The sequence below is a fragment of the Cellulosimicrobium cellulans genome, assembly GCF_042723955.1.
GTDB classification, from domain to species: domain Bacteria; phylum Actinomycetota; class Actinomycetes; order Actinomycetales; family Cellulomonadaceae; genus Cellulosimicrobium; species Cellulosimicrobium cellulans_H.
Window position 1 is genome coordinate 7,957 of record NZ_JBHXIC010000036.1, and the last position, 15,854, is coordinate 23,810.

Here is a 15,854-nt window from a genome sequence, read left to right on the forward strand (position 1 = left end):
CAGCGACCGTCCGCGGGGCCCCCGCCGTCCGGCACCCCCCCCCCCCCCCCCCACGGCGCGCACGCCGCCGCGCAGACGCTCCGCCAGCTCGCCGGTCCGGCCGCGTTCCGCCGCGCTCCCGCCGCCACCCCCACGCCGACTCTGCTCCTCCCGCACGTCACGATCACGGACCACCCCCGGTTCGCGTGGCGCGGCGTGCTGCTCGACGTCGCGCGCCACTTCCTGCCCAAGACCGACGTGCTGCGGTTCGTCGACCTCGCCGCGGCGCACCGGCTCAACGTGCTGCAGCTGCACCTCACCGACGACCAGGGGTGGCGCATGGAGATCGCGCGCTACCCGCGTCTGACCGAGGTCGGGGCGTGGCGGCGCGAGTCGGGCGTCGGCACGTGGCGCGCCGGCGTCTTCGACGGCCGCCCGCACGGCGGCTACTACACCCAGGACGACCTGCGCGAGATCGTCGCCTACGCGCGCGAGCGCGGCGTGACGGTCGTGCCGGAGATCGACGCGCCGGGGCACGTCGAGGCCGCCGTGGCCGCGTACCCCGAGCTCGGCACGCGCAAGCAACCGCACGAGGTCCGCACCACCTGGGGCGTGAGCACGGAGGTGCTCGACCCGTCCGAGGAGTCCCTGACGTTCTTCCGGCACGTGCTCGACGAGGTGCTCGACGTGTTCGACGCACCGTTCGTCGCGATCGGCGGCGACGAGGTGCCGACGACGCTGTGGCGCGAGAGCCCGGCGATCGTCGCGCGCGCGGAGGCGCTCGGCCTCGACGACGTCGGCGGGCTGCACGGCTGGTTCCTCGCCCGGCTCGCGGAGCACGTCGCGTCGCGCGGTCGCCGCGCGGTCGTGTGGGACGAGGCGTTCGGGCCGTCGCTCCCCCGCGACGTCGTCGTGACGTCGTGGCGCGGCTGGGCCGTGGGGGCGGACGCGCTCGCGGCGGACCACGACGTCGTCATGGCCCCGGAGCAGGTCGTCTACCTCGACCACCGCGGCGGCGACGCCCCGGACGAGCCGGTCCCCGTCGGGTTCCTCAGCACGCTCGACGACGTGTACGCGTTCGAGCCGCTCCCGACAGGGCTCGCGGCCGCGAGCACGGACACGGACCACACCGAGGCCGGTCGCACCGGCGCCCTTCTCGGCGGTCAGGCCGAGCTGTGGTCCGAGCACCTCGACTCCGCGCGCCGCGTCGACTACGCCGCCTTCCCCCGCCTCGCGGCGTTCGCGGAGGTCATGTGGTCGCCCGAGGCCGACCGCTCCCCCGGCTCGCCCGCGTCGCGCGCGTTCCGCGAGCGCCTGGTGACGCACCACCTAGCGCGCCTCGACGCGTACGGGGTCGAGTACCGGCCGCTCGACGGCCCGCACCCGTGGCAGACCCGGCCGGGCGTCGCGGGCTGGCCGCGCGACCGCGCGGCCGAGCTCGCCGCGGGCGGCCTGCGCGGCGTGGGCGGCTGGGTCGAGGGCCGCGACGAGGACGAGGGCGGCCCCGCATGAGCGCGCTCGTGGTCCGCGGCGCCCGGCTCGTCGAGCCCGACGGCGGTGCCTCCTCCCCCGTGGACGTGACGGTCCGCGGGGGCCGGGTCGAGAGCGTCGCCACCGCAGCAGGGGCCGGAGCACTGCCCGACGACGTGGCGTTCGTCGAGGCCGACGGGCGTCTGCTGCTGCCGGGGCTCGTGGACGCGCACGTGCACGGCGAGGCCGCCGTCCTGGACGAGGACGTGCAGCTCGCGATGCTGCGCCAGGGCGTGACGAGCGTCGTCGTCGGGCAGGACGGGGTGTCCTACGCGCCCTCGCCCGCCCCGGGCGGGCAGCACACGGCGGGCGACGAGACGGCGTCGGGCCTGCACGACGCCGCGGCCTGGGCGAGCGGGTACTTCGCCGCGATCAACGGCGAGCACCCCACGTTCCGCGGCGGGTCCGTCGCGGACCTGCTCGCGACCTACGACCGCACGACGCGCGTGAACGTCGGCTACCTCGCCCCGCACGGCACGATCCGCTACGCGGTCCTGGGCGCCGCCGCCCGCGCCGCGACACCCGCCGAGACCGACCGCATGCGCGCGCTGCTCACCGCCGCCCTCGACGACGGCGCCCTGGGCCTGTCGACCGGCCTGGAGTACGTCCCGGCGACGTACGCCGACGAGGCCGAGCTCGTCGCCCTCACGAGCACCCTCGCGGCGCGCGGGCTCCCCCACGTGTCGCACATGCGCGGCTACGAGGACAAGGCAGGCCCGGCGTTCGCGGAGCTCGTGCGCGTCGCGCGCGCGTCCGGGGTCCCGACGCACGTCTCGCACTACCACGGCCCGGCCGCCGAGCTGCTGGGGTACGTCGACGACGCCCATGCCCAGGGCCTGGACGTCACGTTCGACTCCTATCCCTACCTGCGCGGCTGCTCGATCCTGTCGATGGTGTCCCTGCCGACCTGGCTGCCCATCGCCGACGTCGACGCGACCGTGGCCGCCCTGACCGACCCGGCCGTGCTCGACCGCCTGCACCGCGAGCACTTCCCCGCCCTGACCGACCTGTGGCCCCGCGTCACCATGGCCGCCGTCCCCACCGGCACCGCTGCCGGCGCGCTCCACGGCGGACCCGCCGACGACCTGACCTGGGCCGAGGGCATGGCCCTGCCCGACGTCGCCGCCCGCCTGGGCATGACCCCCGCCCAGGCCGCGGTGCACCTGCTCGTCGCGACGCGCCTGCGCGCCTCGTGCGTGTTCGCCCAGCCCCCGACCAACTCGCCCGAGTCCGTGCGCGCCCTGCTGCGCCACCGCGCGCACGTCGGCGGGTCGGACGCGATCTATGCCGGCGGACGCCCCCATCCGCGCGGGTGGGGCGCCTTCGCGCGCTTCCTCGCCGAGCACGTGCGTACGCTCGGGGACTGGACGTGGCACGACGCCGTCACGCACCTGTCGACGCGACCCGCCGCACGGTTCGCTCTCGCCGGGCGCGGCGTGGTGGCGCCGGGGGCGGTCGCGGACCTCGCGCTCGTCGACCCCGACCGGGTACGCGACGAGGCGACGTACGAGGACCCGCGCCGTCCGGCGTCGGGCGTGGACGACGTGCTCGTGGCCGGCGTGCCCGTCCTGCGCGACGGCACGCTCACCGACGCCCTCCCGGGCCGGCCGCTGCGCCCGGGCGCGGGGGTGCCGGCAGCGTGAGCCGCGAGCCGTCCAGCACGAGAGACCCGCTCCCGAGGAGGACCTCATGACCGGCACGACGGACGACGCCGCACGTCCCGCACCCGATCGCCCCTGGTCGGGCGACGGCGTCGGGCCACGGACCAAGGGACTGCGGCTCGACGCCCCGGCGACCGTCGCGGACGTGGTCGCGGGCTCGCCGCGCGTCACGGACGACGCCTTCTCCTGGCCGCTGCTCACGCTCGACGACGCGACGCTCGACCACAACGTCGGCGTCGTCGCGCGCCTGTGCGCGGAGCGCGGTGTCGAGCACGCGCCGCACGTGAAGACCACCATGTCGCGCGCCCTCTACGCGCGGCAGGCCGCCGCGGGTGCGTGGGGGGCGACGGTCGCCACGCCGTCGCAGCTGCGGACCGTGCGCGACTGGGGCGTCCCGCGCGTGCTGCTCGCGAACGAGCTGCTCGACCCGCGCGAGATCGCGTGGCTGCGCGACGACCTGTCGGGCGTCCTCGACGGTGCCCCCGACGAGGTGTGGCTGTGCGTGGACTCGCCGCACGGCGTCGACCTGCTCGCGCGCGGGTTCGCCGACGCGCCCGCCGCCCTCCGGGCGCGCCTCGGCGTGCTCGTCGAGCTCGGCGTCCCGGGCGGGCGCACGGGGGTGCGCAGCACCGCGGCCGCGCTCGACCTCGCGCGCGCGGTCCACGCGTCCGGTCTCCGCCTGCTCGGCGTCACGGGGTACGAGGGCTCGGTCGCGGGCGGCACGACCGACGACGAGCTCGCCGCCGTCGCCGCGTGGTGCGACGGGCTGCGCGACCTCGGCGCCGCGCTCGCCCGCGAGGGCCTCGCGGGCGTCGACGAGCCCCTCGTGCTGTCCGCGGGCGGCAGCTCGTTCCTCGACGTCGTGCTAGCCGAGCTGCCCGGACCGGTCCCGGGCGCCGACGGGCGCGAGGCCGAGGTCCGCGTCGTCGTCCGCTCGGGCGCGTACGTCACGCACGACCACGGCTTCTACTCGCGCACCGACCCGTGGAGCCGCATCCCCGGCGCGGAGCCGCTGCGGGGCGCCGCGACGGTCTGGGGCCAGGTGCTGTCCGTCCCGGAGCCCGGCCTCGCGATCTGCGGCATCGGGCGCCGCGACGTGTCGTTCGACATCGACCTGCCCGTCGCGCTGTGGCTGCGCTCGCAGTCCGACGACGGCTGGCTGCCCGCGCGCGAGCTCGCCGGGACACGTGTCACCGCGCTCAACGACCAGCACCTCTACCTCGCGCTCGACGCGGGAGAACCAGGTGCCAGCCAGGTCACCGGCCCCGCGACCGCCCAGGTGCGCCCGGGCGACGTCGTCGGGTTCGGCATCTCCCACCCCTGCACGACGTTCGACCGCTGGCGCGTGGCCGCCGTCGTGCGCGGCGACGAGGTCGTGGACCTCGCGACCATCGACCTCTGACCATCGCCTCAGACCACGTCCACCCAGCGACCCCGTAGAACCGAGAGGACCTCATGACCAGCGAGAAGACCGCGATCTCGACCCCCGACGCCCCGGCCCCCGCGCACACGTTCCACCAGGGCGTGCGCAAGGGCCCGTTCGTCCAGGTCTCGGGCCAGGGGCCCGTCGACCCCGCGACGAACGAGTACCTGTACCCCGGGGACGTCGCCGCCCAGACCACGCGCACGCTCGAGAACGTGCGTGCGATCGTCGAGGCGTCCGGCGCGACGTTCGACGACGTCGTGATGCTGCGCGTCTACCTCACCAAGCGCGAGGACTTCCCCATCATGAACGACGCCTACGGCGCGTTCGTCGCCCAGCACACCACCAACGGCGTGCTCCCCAGCCGCACCACGGTGTTCACGGGCCTGCCGCGCGAGGAGATGCTCGTCGAGATCGACGCCTTCGCCATCACCGCCTGATTCCCGCCCCGCGCTGTGGGCATGAAAGGGGCCCGGTTCTCGGTCGAGAACCGGGCCCGTCTCGTGCCCACAGCCGGTCGGCGGGTCAGAGCAGACGTGCGAGCAGGATGCGCACGCCGAGCAGGACGAGCACGACGCCGCCCGCGACCGTCGCCCAGCGGCCCAGACGCTCGCCCACACGGGCGCCGAGGCGCACCCCGAGCCCGGACAGCACGAGCGTCACGACGCCCACGAGCGCGACGGCGGGGAGGATCGGGACACCGAGCACCGCGAACGTGACACCCGAGGCGGCGGCGTCGATCGACGTCGCGATCGCGAGCGGGAGCAGCACGCGGTAGGCCACCCGGGGGCGCCGGGTGACGGGCGGCGCGAGCGTCGCGACCGCCGCCGGCGCGCCGGAGGCAACGCCGTCCGCAGGCACGGCCCGCTCGCGCGCGGGTCCCTCCACGTGCTCGACGGCGTGCTCGGCCTCGTCCTGGAGGCCCTCCTTGACCATGTGCGCGCCCACGAAGGCGAGCATCCCGCACGCGATCCACGGCGCCGCGCCGGAGACCGCGTCGGCGAACCACGTGGACAACGCCCACCCGGCGAGCGGCATGAGGGCCTGGAAGAGCCCGAAGAGGACCGCGACGCGCGCCGTCTCGCGCCACGTCGGGCGCCGCATCCGGGTGCCCTGCGCGAGCGCCACGGCGAACGCGTCCGCCGCGAGCGCGACGGCGACCACCACGAGCTCGAGAATTCCCACGAGAAAGCAGCCTAGAAAGCGCCGGTCGAAGGCGTCCAGGTGCGTGGTGGTGACGCTGGTCTCGGCATTTCCGGACGTGGATTCCAGCATTCCCGGTCGCGCTTTCCCGAATTCCTGGATGCGGACGTCCACAACCTCGGGGTGCGGGCGTCCGCGGCACGGCTGGGTCCGCGTGGGAGGCGACGCGTAGCGTGCGCGGCGGAGGTGACGATGCTCGCGACGATCGCCGTGGAGGGCTACCGCTCGCTGCGGAGCCTGGTCCTGCCGCTCGACCGGCTCACGGTCGTGACCGGGGCCAACGGCACGGGGAAGTCGAGCCTGTACCGTGCGCTGCGCCTGCTCGCGGAGTGCGCGCTCGGGGGCGCGGTGGGGGCGGTCGCCCGCGAGGGCGGGCTGCGCTCGACGCTGTGGGCCGGGCCGGAGCAGGGCGGCAACCGCGCGCTGCGTGACGGCGGCCCGGTGCAGGGTACCCGGCGGACCGCGCCCGTCGCGCTGCGGCTGGGGTTCACGGGCGCTGCTCCGGGTGACCTCGGCTACGCCGTCGACCTCGGACTGCCCCAGCACCCCGGCTCGGCGTTCGGCCTCGACCCGGAGATCAAGGTCGAGACGATCTGGTCCGGGCCGGCCCCGCGCCCCGCGACGCTCCAGGTCGAGCGGCGCGGGCCCGCCGTCCGCGTGCGGGACGACGCCGGAGGCTGGGTCTCCTCACCCGCTCGCCTCCGGTCGTTCGACAGCGTGCTCACCGAGCTCGTCGACCCCGTGGGCGCGCCGGAGGTCGTCGCGGTGCGGGAGACCCTGCGCTCGTGGCGCTTCTACGACCAGCTCCGCACCGACGCCGGCGCCCCGGCGCGTGCGCCGCAGGTCGGCACCCGCACGCCGGTCCTCGCGCACGACGGCGCAGACCTCGCCGCGGCGCTCGAGACCGTGCGCGACCTCGGCCGGGGCGACGAGCTCGACGCCGCCGTCGCGCGCGCGTTCCCCGGGAGCCGCCTCGCCGTGCAGGCCGACGACGGACGGTTCGAGCTCGCCCTCCACCAGCACGGTCTGCTGCGGCCGCTCACCGGCGCCGAGCTGAGCGACGGGACGCTGCGCTACCTGTTCCTCGTCGCCGCGCTGCTCTCGCCGCGCCCGCCCGAGCTCCTCGTGCTCAACGAGCCCGAGACGAGCCTGCACCCCGACCTGCTGCCCGCGCTCGGCGCGCTCGTGCACGCAGCAGCCCGGGAGACGCAGGTCGTCGTCGTGACCCACGCGGCGCCGCTCGTCGAGGCGCTGCGGGACGCGACGGCGTCGGGCCCGGCCGACCTGCCGGGTCCCGACGACCTCCTCGAGGTCGAGCTCGTCCGCTCGCCGTTCGGCGAGACGACGGTCGCCGGGCGTGAGGGCCTGCTCGACCAGCCGCCCTGGACCTGGCCCCGGCGGTGACACCGACGGCGCGGGCCCCGGGGCGCGAGCCCTGTCTCGGGGCGGTCAGCGCCGCGAGGCGACGTGGAGGCTCGTGACCGTCGCGGCGAGGTCGGTCAGCCGGGAGGCCGTCCGGTCGAGGAGCTCGTCGAGCTCGATGGGACCGGGTGCGATGCTGAACGCCGCGGCGATGCCGGCGTCGCGCGCCTGGTGCGCCGGCAGCAGGACGCGCCCCGCGAGCACGACGACGGGCGGGCGGTGCGGCGCCTCGGCGGCGAGCGCGCCCATCGCGTCGGCGACCTTCCCGTTGACCGACTGCGAGTCGAACGACCCCTCGCCCGTGACGACCAGGTCCGCACGACGGATCGCGTCCGGCAGCCCGACGGCCTCGGCGACGAGACGCGCGCCGGGCTCCAGCTCGGCACCGAGGACGCCGACCATGGCCGCAGGCACACCTCCGGCGGCGCCCGCCCCCGCGAGCTCGGACACGTCGAACCCGGCCTCCTCGACGAGCACGCCCGCCCAGCGGCGCAGCGCGTCGTCGAGGAACGCGACGTCCGCCTCCTGGGCGCCCTTCTGCGGGCCGAACACGTGGGCGGCGCCCCGCTCGCCGTGCAGGGGGTTGGTCACGTCGACCGCGAGGCGCCAGCGCACGTCGCGGGCGCGCGGGTGCAGCCCGGACAGGTCCAGGCGTGCGACGCGCGCGAGCCCCTCGCCGCCGTCGGGCACCTGCGCGCCGGCGGCGTCCAGGAGCCGCGCGCCGAGACCCGTGAGGATCCCCGCGCCGCCGTCGGTCGACGCCGACCCGCCGAGGCACACGATCACCTCGTCCACGCCCGCGTCGAGCACGGCCGCGGCTGCCGCCCCGGTGCCGAGGGTGTGCGCGTGCAGGGGCTGGAGCGTGACGTCGCTCACCTGCGGCAGGCCGCTCGCCTCCGCGAGCTCCACGACGCCCAGGCGCCCGTCGGCGGAGACCCCGTACCGCGCGGTGCGCGGGCGTCCGATCGCGTCGACCGTCGCGACCTCGCGCGCCGGCACGCCCCACACCGCGAGGAGCGCCTCGAGGGTCCCCTCGCCGCCGTCGGCCATGGGGAGCTCGACGACGTCGGCGTCGGGGACGACGCTGCGGATCCCGGCGGCGACCGCGCGCGCGACGTCTGCGGCGCTCAGGCTGCCCTTGAACGAGTCGGGCGCGACGACGACGCGCAGGGGGCCGTCGGGGCGCGGCTGGGCGGGACCGGTCGGGGTGGTGCTCGGCGTTGAGGACACGCTTCGCATCCTAGGCAGCGGGACCCGTCCGGTCCGCGCGGGAACGGACGGAGCGGACGTGTTCCCCGCCACAGCGCTCAGGATCGGCGCTCGTCCGTCCGCGGCTCGGGGACCGCCTCACGGACCACGTCCGGGATCACCTGCTGGGCCGCGCGCAACCGCTCGAGGAGCCCGCCGAGCGTCGCGAGCTCGTCGTCGTCGAGCGCCCCGCCCACGTACGTCGCGATGGCCCGGGCGTGCGCGCGGCCGGTCGCCCGCTGGAGGTCCCGACCCGCCGGGGTGAGCCGGACGAGCGTGCCGCGCGCGTCGTCGGGCGCGGACGTGCGCTCGACGAGGCCGCGCGTCGCCAGCCGGTCCACCATGCGGCTCAGCGAGGGCTGGCTGAGCAGGATGTAGACGTTGAGGTCGCGCAGGCGCATCCCCTCGTCGGGGCCCTTGGTGAGCGAGAAGAGCACGTCGTACTCGCGCAGGGTCAGGCCGTCCCAGACGGGGTCCGACCGGAGCCGGCGCATGACCGTGACCTGTGCCCGGAAGAGCGACTCCCACGTCTCGACCGCGAGCCGCGGGCTCCCGTGACCCGGTGGGGTCATCGGCCCGTGCTCGCCGTGGCCCTGCTCGACCATGACACCCCCGGACGGATTGATCGATGCGTTCGCATCGACCTTACCCGCTGGGCAGGGGTCAGCGGCCGAGCCGGCGCTCGCGCTGGGAGTAGGCGCGGAGCGCACGCAGGTAGTCCACGCGCCGGAAGTCCGGCCAGTACGCCTCGCAGAAGTAGAACTCGGAGTGCGCGCTCTGCCACAGCAGGAACCCGCCGAGGCGCTGCTCGCCCGACGTGCGGATGACGAGCTCCGGGTCCGGCTGACCCTTGGTGTACAGGTGCTCCTCGATGTGCTCGACGTCGAGGTTCTCCGCGAGGTCCTGGAGCCGCGCGCCCGCGGCAGCCTGCTCGCGGAGGTAGGACCGCACCGCGTCGGCGATCTCGTGCCGGCCGCCGTAGCCGATGGCCACGTTCACCTGGAGCCCGTCCACGGAGGCCGTGCGCTGCTGCGCCTCGCGCAGCGCGGCCGTGAGGCGCTCGGGAAGCAGGTCGAGCCGGCCCATGACGCGCAGGCGCCAGCGGCCCGAGTCGGCGAGGTCGCGCACCGCGTCCTCGATGATGTCGAGCAGCGCGGAGAGCTCCTCCTGCGAGCGGGACAGGTTGTCGGTCGAGAGCATCCACAGCGTGACGACCTCGACGCCCTGGTCCTCGCTCCAGCCCAGGAACTCCGCGATCTTGTCCGCGCCGCGGCGGTGGCCCGTCGCCGTCGACTCGCCGAACGAGCGCGCCCAGCGCCGGTTGCCGTCGAGGATGACGCCCACGTGGCGAGGCACGCTCTCGTGCGAGAGAGTCGCGGCGAGGCGACGCTCGTAGAGTCCGTAGACAGGGCGGGGCAGGCGCACGACGGTTCCTCGACGGTGGAAGGACGGGTGTCGCCCGGCAGGCTGATCCCTGGTCGGGACGCGCGGGCCGAACGCGCACACGCTACCGCCCCGCACCGCCCGGACGGCAGGGCAGCGGCGGCCGCGCACGCCCCTGCCCAGGATCTTCACACCGCGCCGCGGCACACGGTCGTCAACCTACGCTGCCGTAACCTACGATGGCGTAGGTTGATCGGGGCGGCGCCGCGCGCGGCCCCGCAAGACCGAGCACGACCCTGACCGCGCCTGATCCGGCACGACCCCGAGGAGACGCCGTGGACCGACCGACCGACAGCGACCCCACCCCCGGCGCACCCGACGCCGGCGCCCTGGAGAGCGTCCGCGAGAGCGTGGGCGACGCCGTCGAGAAGGTCGCCGAGGCGGTCAAGCCGCTCCTGCGCGGGTGGATCCACGCCGGGACGTTCCCCTTCGTCCTCGTCGCGAGCATCGTCCTCGTCGTCGTCGCGCCGCCGGTCGCGGGCAAGGTGTCGTGCGCGATCTTCGGGCTCAGCGCGTGCTTGCTCTTCGGCACCAGCGCGGTCTACCACCGCGGCACGTGGTCGCCGCGCGTCGCGGGGGTCCTCCGCCGCGCCGACCACTCGAACATCTTCCTCATCATCGCCGGCACCTACACGCCCCTCGCCGTGCTCCTCCTCCCCCAGCGGACCGCGACGATCCTGCTCGCGATCGTGTGGGGCGGCGCCGTGCTCGGCCTCCTCGCCCGGATCCTGTGGCTCGACGCCCCGCGCTGGGTCTACGTGCCGATCTACGTCGCCCTCGGCTGGGTCGCCGTCGGCTACATGCCGCAGTTCTGGACCACGACGAACGGACCGGCGATCGTCTGGCTCGTCGCCGCGGGCGGCCTCGCCTACACGCTCGGCGCCGTCGTCTACGGCATCAAGAAGCCGAACCCCAGCCCCCGCTGGTTCGGCTTCCACGAGATCTTCCACGTGCTCACCGTCGTCGGGTTCACGTGCCACTACGTCGCGATCATGCTCGCGGCGGTCGCCGCGCGCTGAGTGGCCGCCCGGGCCGCTGCCCCGCTCGGTCCGGCGTGCTCAGTCCTTCGGGACGACGGCGTAGCGGCGGTTGGCGAGGGACGGGTTGCGCTCGCGCACGCCCGCCAGGGCCGCGGGGTCGAGGTCGGCGCTGCGCAGCTCGGCGCGCTCGCCCAGCTCGAGGCCGACCTGGCCGTCCGGGCCGACGAGGAGCGAGCGGCCGGTCACGCCCTTGCCCGCCTGGCCGACCGCGAGCACGACGGCGGTGTTCTCGATGGCCCGCGCCCGGGCCAGGGTGCGCCACTGGTCCGCCTTGAGGTCGCCCGCAGCCCACGCCGCGGGCACCACGAGCACGTCCGCACCGGCGTCGACCAGCCGCCGCGCACTCTCGGGGAACCTCAGGTCGTAGCAGGTCATGACGCCGAAGGTCAGGTCGCCGACGGGCAGCACCAGCGGGGGCGCCGCCGGGTCCCCGGCGTCGAGCCGGTCTGACTCGCGGTGCCCGAACGCGTCGTAGAGGTGCACCTTGCGGTAGGTGCCCACGAGCTCGCCGGACGCGTCGACGGCGACCACCACGTTGACCGCGCGCCCCGCCGCGCTGCCGGGCACGAGCGTGCCCGCGATCACGGCGACGCCGTGCTCGCGCGCGAGCCGGCGCAGGGTCGTCACGAACGGCCCGTCGAGGGGCTCGGCGTGCTCGGCGCCCGTACCCCGCGGGTCGAAGCCCGCCGCGTACTCGGGGAGCACGAGCAGGTCCGCGCGCACGCGCGCCGCCTCCCGGAACGCGGCGCCGACCGTGACGAGGTTGGCCGCGTGGTCGGCCGACACCTCGAGCTGGCCGATCGTGACCCGCGCCCCGGTGGCCACGGTCAGCCCTGCCGCGCGGGACCGCCGGGTGCCCCGTCGGGAGCGCCGCCGCCCGGTGCGCCGTCGGGCGACTCGCCGTCGGAGGTCGCGTCGTCACCCGGCTCCAACGGCCCGTCCGCGCCGATGCCCTGCACCTCGGCGTTGTGCCGCATGCGCCGGAGCTGGCGGGACAGCGCGAAGAACAGGCCGACGGTCGCGAGGGCCACCGCGAAGATCGCGAGGAAGCCGACGAGGCCCGGCGACACGTCGTTCGGGTCGAGGTCCTCGCGCAGGGGGTCGTCCGAGGGGCTCGGCGTCGCGGTCTCGGCGACGACGTCGGCCGCCCAGCCCGGGCCGCCCGCACCGGTCGCCGCCAGGGAGTCCGCGAGGGACGTCGTCGGGGTCATGAGGCCGCCCCCTCGCTCGCGACGAGCTCGCGGACGCCCGCGAAGAGGTCGTCCTCGGGCAGCTGCGTGGGCACGCGCGACTCGGCGAGCTCGAACTCCTCGAACGGCCACACGTCGACCTCGAGGTCGCGCGGGATCGCGAAGAAGAAGCCGTCGGGGTCGATCTGCGAGGCGTGCGCGATGAGCGCCGCGTCTCGCTGCGCGTAGTAGCGCGCGACGTGGACGCGGGTCGTGACCTCGCGCTCGGGGATCTCCCGCGCGGACCGGGACTCGACCCAGTCGCCGAACGGCGACTCCAGGCCGGCGCCCTGCATCGCCTCGTGCAGCGTGCGGATCCGGTTCATCGAGAAGTCGTGGTTGTAGTACAGCTTGAGCGGCGCCCACGGCGCCGCGCCGCCCTCGCGGCGGTAGCGGTCGGGGTCGCCCGCGGCGTGGAACGCCTCGAACGCGACGCGGTGGCACATGACGTGGTCGGGGTGGGGGTAGCCGCCCGAGGGGTCGTACGTCGTGACGACGTGGGGCCGGAACTCGCGCACGAGCTCGACGAGCGGCGCGGCCGCCTCCTCGAGCGGGACCAGCCCGAACGAGCCCTCGGGCAGCGGGGGCAGCGGGTCGCCCTCCGGGAGCCCCGAGTCGACGAACCCGAGCCACTGCTGGCGCACGCCGAGCGCGCGCGCAGCGGACGCCATCTCGACCCGGCGCAGGGCGCGCATGCCCTCGATGCCGTCGGGCCCCTCGCCGAAGCTCGGGTTGAGGATGTCGCCGCGCTCACCGCCCGTGCACGTCGCGACGAGCACGTCGACGCCCTCGGCCGCGTAGCGGGCGGCCGTCGCGGCGCCCTTGCTCGACTCGTCGTCGGGGTGTGCGTGCACGGCCAGGAGACGGAGCGTCTCCGGCTGCTCGCGGTGGGTGGTCGATCCGGCCGCGGGTTCGGCCACTGGTCCTCCCGGGTACGTCGTACGTCTCCTCGCACGGCCGGGCCCGTCGTGGGTGCACGACGAGCGCCCGGGCTCTGCGAAGATGGGTCGAGGACATGATCCCCCACCGCGCCCACACCTGACGAACCGCCGGGACCACCGGCAGGACGCCGGGTCCGCGACCGGACGCGGCGGCACCGACCACGGGACCGCACCATGACGAACGAGACCACCGCCCCGCAGCCGAGCCCGGGCGCCCCCCTGCGACCGCCGGCGGGCCGCTACGGCCCCGAGCCGACCGAGCGGCGCCGACGTCTGGCCGTCGTCGGGATCGTGCTCGTCGCGATCGTCGGGCTCGCGATCACGCTCGTCATCGGGCTGCGGTACGCGAACGAGCCGGTGCGGTTCAAGGACTTCGGGTACACCGTCGTGAGCCCGGAGCGCGTCGACGTGACGTTCGAGGTCTACATGGACCCGGGGACGACGGCGACGTGCACGCTCGACGCCCTCGCCGACAGCTTCGCCCAGGTCGGGACGGTCGACGTGACGGTCGGCCCGGTCGAGGTCACGGAGTCGCGGTACACGGTGAGCGTGGCGACCTCCGAGCTCGCCACGACGGGCATCGTCCAGTCCTGCCGCGTCGTCCCGTGACGCACCCCGGGGCGTCGGCCGCGCGCGCTCGCTGACCTGCGGCGTCGCTGTCGGCACCCTGTGCTTTGCTATCCTGAGGGATTCCCGCACCCGACCGTGTGGAGCCCGAGACTGCGTGCTGGTGACAGGCACGCGTCCTCCGGGCGACCCGGCGACCAGCGGGAGACCAGTCCTACGCGCTGCCACCCGGCCAGCGTCACCGACCCGGGCAGGCAGGCGCACCGCGAACGCACGCGCCCCGGCTGCCCGTACCCGTACGGCCGTGCGACCGACCCGGCCGTCGACCATGGAAAGGAAGGAGCGAACCGTGACCGACACCACCGTCACCTGGCTGACCCAGGAGGCGTACGACAGGCTGCAGGCCGAGCTCGCCCACCTGTCCGGCGAGGGCCGTACCGAGATCGCGGAGCGCATCGCCGCCGCGCGCGACGAGGGGGACCTCAAGGAGAACGGCGGCTACCACGCCGCGCGTGAGGAGCAGGCCAAGAACGAGGCCCGCATCCGCGAGCTCACCGAGAAGCTGCGCAACGTGCAGGTCGGGACCCCGCCGGACGACGGCATGGTCGAGGCCGGCATGGTCGTCACCGCGGTCGTCGCGGGCGACGAGATGACGTTCCTCCTCGGCTCGCGCGAGATCGCCGGCACGACCGACCTCGACGTGTACTCGCCGACGTCGCCGCTCGGCGCCGCGATCGACGGCAAGACCGTCGGCGACGAGACGAGCTACACCGCGCCCAACGGCAACGAGATCGCCGTGAAGATCGTCGCCGCGAAGCCCTTCGAGGGCTGACGCGCCACCCACGGACGCTCCGACGGCCCGGCCCCTCTGCGGAGGTGCCGGGCCGTCGTCGTCAGAGGCGGGGCGAGCCGCCGTCGCTGCGCTCGACGCGGTAGCCCTCGGAGCGCAGGTGCGCGACGAGCTCGTCGCAGTGCTCCGGGCCCTTGGTCTCCACCTGCATGCGCACCCACGCCTCGCCGATCGCGAGGCCCACGTCGGTGCGGTCGTGGTCGATGTGCATGATGTTGCCGCGCTTGGTCGCGATGACCTCGAGCATGCGCGCGAGGGCACCGGGACGGTCGTCGAGCAGCACCTGGAGCTGGATGTACCGACCGGCCGCCGCGAGGCCGTGCCGCACGACCCGCAGCAGCACGAGCGGGTCGATGTTCCCCCCGGACAGGACGACGACGACGGGCCCCTCGACCGGGTCCGCCGCGCCCGCGTCGACGGCGGCCGTCCCGGAGAGGAGCGCGGCGACGCCGGTGGCCCCGGCGGGCTCGACGAGCAGCTTGGCGCGCTCGGCGACCATGAGCAGCGACCGGGAGATCTCCTCCTCGGTCACCGTGCGGACCTCGACGCCGTGCTGGGCCAGGATCCCGAACGGCACGTGCCCGGGCGTCCCGACCGCGATGCCGTCGGCCATCGTCGCGGCGAGCCGCGCCGTCGTCGGCTCTCCTGCGGCGAGCGAGCCCGGGTAGGCGGCGGCGCGCTCCGCCTGCACCCCGATCACGCGCACGTGCGGCGCCGTCTGCGCGAACGCCCCGGCGAGGCCCGCGACGAGCCCGCCACCGCCGAGCGGCGCGATCACGGTCCGGACGTCGGGCACCTGCTCGAGGATCTCCAGCGCGATCGTCGCCTGACCGGCGACGACGTCGGGGTGGTCGAACGGGTGGATGAAGACGGCGCCGGTCCGCTCGGCCTCGGCGCGTGCGGCGGCGAGCGTCTCGTCCACGTCGGCGCCGACGAGCCGGACCTCGGCGCCGTACTGGCGCGTCGCCGCGACCTTGGGCAGCGCGGCATCGACGGGCATGTAGACGACGGCGCGGATGCCGAGCAGACCGGCCGCGAACGCGACGCCCTGCGCATGGTTGCCGGCGCTCGCCGCGACGACGCCGCGCGCCTTCTCGTCGTCGCTCAGGCGTGCCATGCGCACGTACGCGCCGCGCACCTTGAACGACCCGGCGCGCTGGAGGTTCTCGCACTTGAGCAGCACGCGGACGCCCGCGGCCTCGCTGATGGCGCGCGTCGTCTGGACCGGGGTGCGGTACGCGACGCCGTCGAGCAGGCGGGCGGCGTCGCGGACGTCGTCGATCGGGGGCGGCAGCCCGGCCGCAGACGCCGAGCCTCG

16 protein-coding genes are annotated in these 15,854 nt (G+C 75.5%); 8 read left to right on the forward strand and 8 right to left on the reverse strand.

The window, feature by feature from the left end; all coding sequences use genetic code 11:
- The 4 genes from ACFWH7_RS11550 to ACFWH7_RS11565 all read left to right on the forward strand — a co-directional run.
- On the forward strand, window positions 1-1,491 hold a 1,491-nt coding region (locus ACFWH7_RS11550; RefSeq protein WP_378216650.1), incomplete at its 5' end, for a beta-N-acetylhexosaminidase.
- On the forward strand, window positions 1,488-3,152 hold the full coding sequence (locus ACFWH7_RS11555; RefSeq protein ID WP_378216651.1) for an N-acyl-D-amino-acid deacylase family protein: 1,665 nt from the start codon (window positions 1,488-1,490) through the stop codon (window positions 3,150-3,152). The genes ACFWH7_RS11550 and ACFWH7_RS11555, both read left to right, overlap by 4 nt.
- A 46-nt stretch (window positions 3,153-3,198) precedes the next feature.
- Entirely contained in the window at window positions 3,199-4,572 is a 1,374-nt protein-coding gene (locus ACFWH7_RS11560; protein WP_378216652.1) for an alanine racemase, read from the forward strand.
- 53 nt (window positions 4,573-4,625) lie between these two features.
- Window positions 4,626-5,033, forward strand: a complete 408-nt coding sequence (locus ACFWH7_RS11565) for a RidA family protein (RefSeq protein ID WP_378216653.1) — start codon at window positions 4,626-4,628, stop codon at window positions 5,031-5,033.
- An 85-nt stretch (window positions 5,034-5,118) separates the two neighbouring features.
- On the opposite strand, the gene ACFWH7_RS11570 is transcribed toward ACFWH7_RS11565, so the two are convergent.
- On the reverse strand, window positions 5,119-5,778 hold the full coding sequence (locus tag ACFWH7_RS11570; RefSeq protein WP_378216654.1) for a manganese efflux pump MntP: 660 nt from the start codon (window positions 5,776-5,778) through the stop codon (window positions 5,119-5,121).
- A gap of 210 nt (window positions 5,779-5,988) precedes the next feature.
- Here ACFWH7_RS11570 and ACFWH7_RS11575 point away from each other — a divergent pair, with 210 nt between their 5' ends.
- The gene (locus ACFWH7_RS11575) at window positions 5,989-7,200 is read left to right on the forward strand and encodes an AAA family ATPase (RefSeq protein ID WP_378216655.1); all 1,212 of its coding nucleotides are present in this window, start codon (window positions 5,989-5,991) and stop codon (window positions 7,198-7,200) included.
- Window positions 7,201-7,245: 45 nt separating this feature from the next.
- On the opposite strand, the gene ACFWH7_RS11580 is transcribed toward ACFWH7_RS11575, so the two are convergent.
- The 3 genes from ACFWH7_RS11580 to ACFWH7_RS11590 all read right to left on the reverse strand — a co-directional run bounded on the left by ACFWH7_RS11580 (window position 7,246) and on the right by ACFWH7_RS11590 (window position 9,891).
- On the reverse strand, window positions 7,246-8,457 hold the full coding sequence (locus ACFWH7_RS11580) for a glycerate kinase (RefSeq protein ID WP_378216656.1): 1,212 nt from the start codon (window positions 8,455-8,457) through the stop codon (window positions 7,246-7,248).
- A gap of 68 nt (window positions 8,458-8,525) precedes the next feature.
- Window positions 8,526-9,038, reverse strand: coding sequence for a MarR family winged helix-turn-helix transcriptional regulator (locus tag ACFWH7_RS11585; protein ID WP_378216657.1), 513 nt, complete (start codon window positions 9,036-9,038; stop codon window positions 8,526-8,528).
- A gap of 91 nt (window positions 9,039-9,129) precedes the next feature.
- Entirely contained in the window at window positions 9,130-9,891 is a 762-nt protein-coding gene (locus ACFWH7_RS11590; RefSeq protein ID WP_047232070.1) for an isoprenyl transferase, read from the reverse strand.
- Between the two features lie 293 nt (window positions 9,892-10,184).
- Here ACFWH7_RS11590 and trhA point away from each other — a divergent pair, with 293 nt between their 5' ends.
- The gene (gene trhA / locus ACFWH7_RS11595) at window positions 10,185-10,928 is read left to right on the forward strand and encodes a PAQR family membrane homeostasis protein TrhA (protein WP_378216658.1); all 744 of its coding nucleotides are present in this window, start codon (window positions 10,185-10,187) and stop codon (window positions 10,926-10,928) included.
- 39 nt (window positions 10,929-10,967) lie between these two features.
- Here the strand turns inward: trhA and ACFWH7_RS11600 are convergent, their stop codons facing one another.
- The 3 genes from ACFWH7_RS11600 to mca are packed head-to-tail and all read right to left on the reverse strand — an operon-like array spanning window position 10,968 to window position 13,098.
- Window positions 10,968-11,774: a carbon-nitrogen hydrolase family protein gene (locus tag ACFWH7_RS11600; protein WP_378216660.1), complete on the reverse strand. Its 807-nt coding sequence runs from the start codon at window positions 11,772-11,774 to the stop codon at window positions 10,968-10,970.
- A 2-nt stretch (window positions 11,775-11,776) separates the two neighbouring features.
- Window positions 11,777-12,160, reverse strand: coding sequence for a hypothetical protein (locus tag ACFWH7_RS11605; protein WP_378216661.1), 384 nt, complete (start codon window positions 12,158-12,160; stop codon window positions 11,777-11,779).
- Window positions 12,157-13,098, reverse strand: coding sequence for a mycothiol conjugate amidase Mca (gene mca, locus ACFWH7_RS11610; RefSeq protein WP_047232067.1), 942 nt, complete (start codon window positions 13,096-13,098; stop codon window positions 12,157-12,159). The genes ACFWH7_RS11605 and mca overlap by 4 nt, the downstream gene beginning before the upstream one ends.
- Before the next feature lie 195 nt (window positions 13,099-13,293).
- On the opposite strand from mca, the gene ACFWH7_RS11615 reads away from it, so the two are divergent.
- Together ACFWH7_RS11615 and greA are read left to right on the forward strand one after the other, a co-directional pair.
- The gene (locus tag ACFWH7_RS11615) at window positions 13,294-13,728 is read left to right on the forward strand and encodes a DUF4307 domain-containing protein (RefSeq protein ID WP_378216663.1); all 435 of its coding nucleotides are present in this window, start codon (window positions 13,294-13,296) and stop codon (window positions 13,726-13,728) included.
- Between the two features lie 307 nt (window positions 13,729-14,035).
- Window positions 14,036-14,518, forward strand: a complete 483-nt coding sequence (greA, locus tag ACFWH7_RS11620; protein ID WP_047232065.1) for a transcription elongation factor GreA — start codon at window positions 14,036-14,038, stop codon at window positions 14,516-14,518.
- A 61-nt stretch (window positions 14,519-14,579) separates the two neighbouring features.
- Here the strand turns inward: greA and ilvA are convergent, their stop codons facing one another.
- On the reverse strand, window positions 14,580-15,830 hold the full coding sequence (ilvA, locus tag ACFWH7_RS11625; RefSeq protein WP_378216681.1) for a threonine ammonia-lyase: 1,251 nt from the start codon (window positions 15,828-15,830) through the stop codon (window positions 14,580-14,582).
- Window positions 15,831-15,854 lie beyond the last annotated feature (24 nt).

Coding starts and splice junctions, on each gene's coding strand:
- ACFWH7_RS11560 (WP_378216652.1), top strand. CDS start 3,199: ATGACCGGCACGACGGACGACGCCGCACGTCCCGCACCCGATCGCCCC.
- ACFWH7_RS11555 (WP_378216651.1), top strand. CDS start 1,488: ATGAGCGCGCTCGTGGTCCGCGGCGCCCGGCTCGTCGAGCCCGACGGC.
- ACFWH7_RS11605 (WP_378216661.1), bottom strand. CDS start 12,160: ATGACCCCGACGACGTCCCTCGCGGACTCCCTGGCGGCGACCGGTGCG.
- ACFWH7_RS11580 (WP_378216656.1), bottom strand. CDS start 8,457: ATGCGAAGCGTGTCCTCAACGCCGAGCACCACCCCGACCGGTCCCGCC.
- ACFWH7_RS11585 (WP_378216657.1), bottom strand. CDS start 9,038: ATGACCCCACCGGGTCACGGGAGCCCGCGGCTCGCGGTCGAGACGTGG.
- ACFWH7_RS11565 (WP_378216653.1), top strand. CDS start 4,626: ATGACCAGCGAGAAGACCGCGATCTCGACCCCCGACGCCCCGGCCCCC.
- ACFWH7_RS11615 (WP_378216663.1), top strand. CDS start 13,294: ATGACGAACGAGACCACCGCCCCGCAGCCGAGCCCGGGCGCCCCCCTG.
- ACFWH7_RS11575 (WP_378216655.1), top strand. CDS start 5,989: ATGCTCGCGACGATCGCCGTGGAGGGCTACCGCTCGCTGCGGAGCCTG.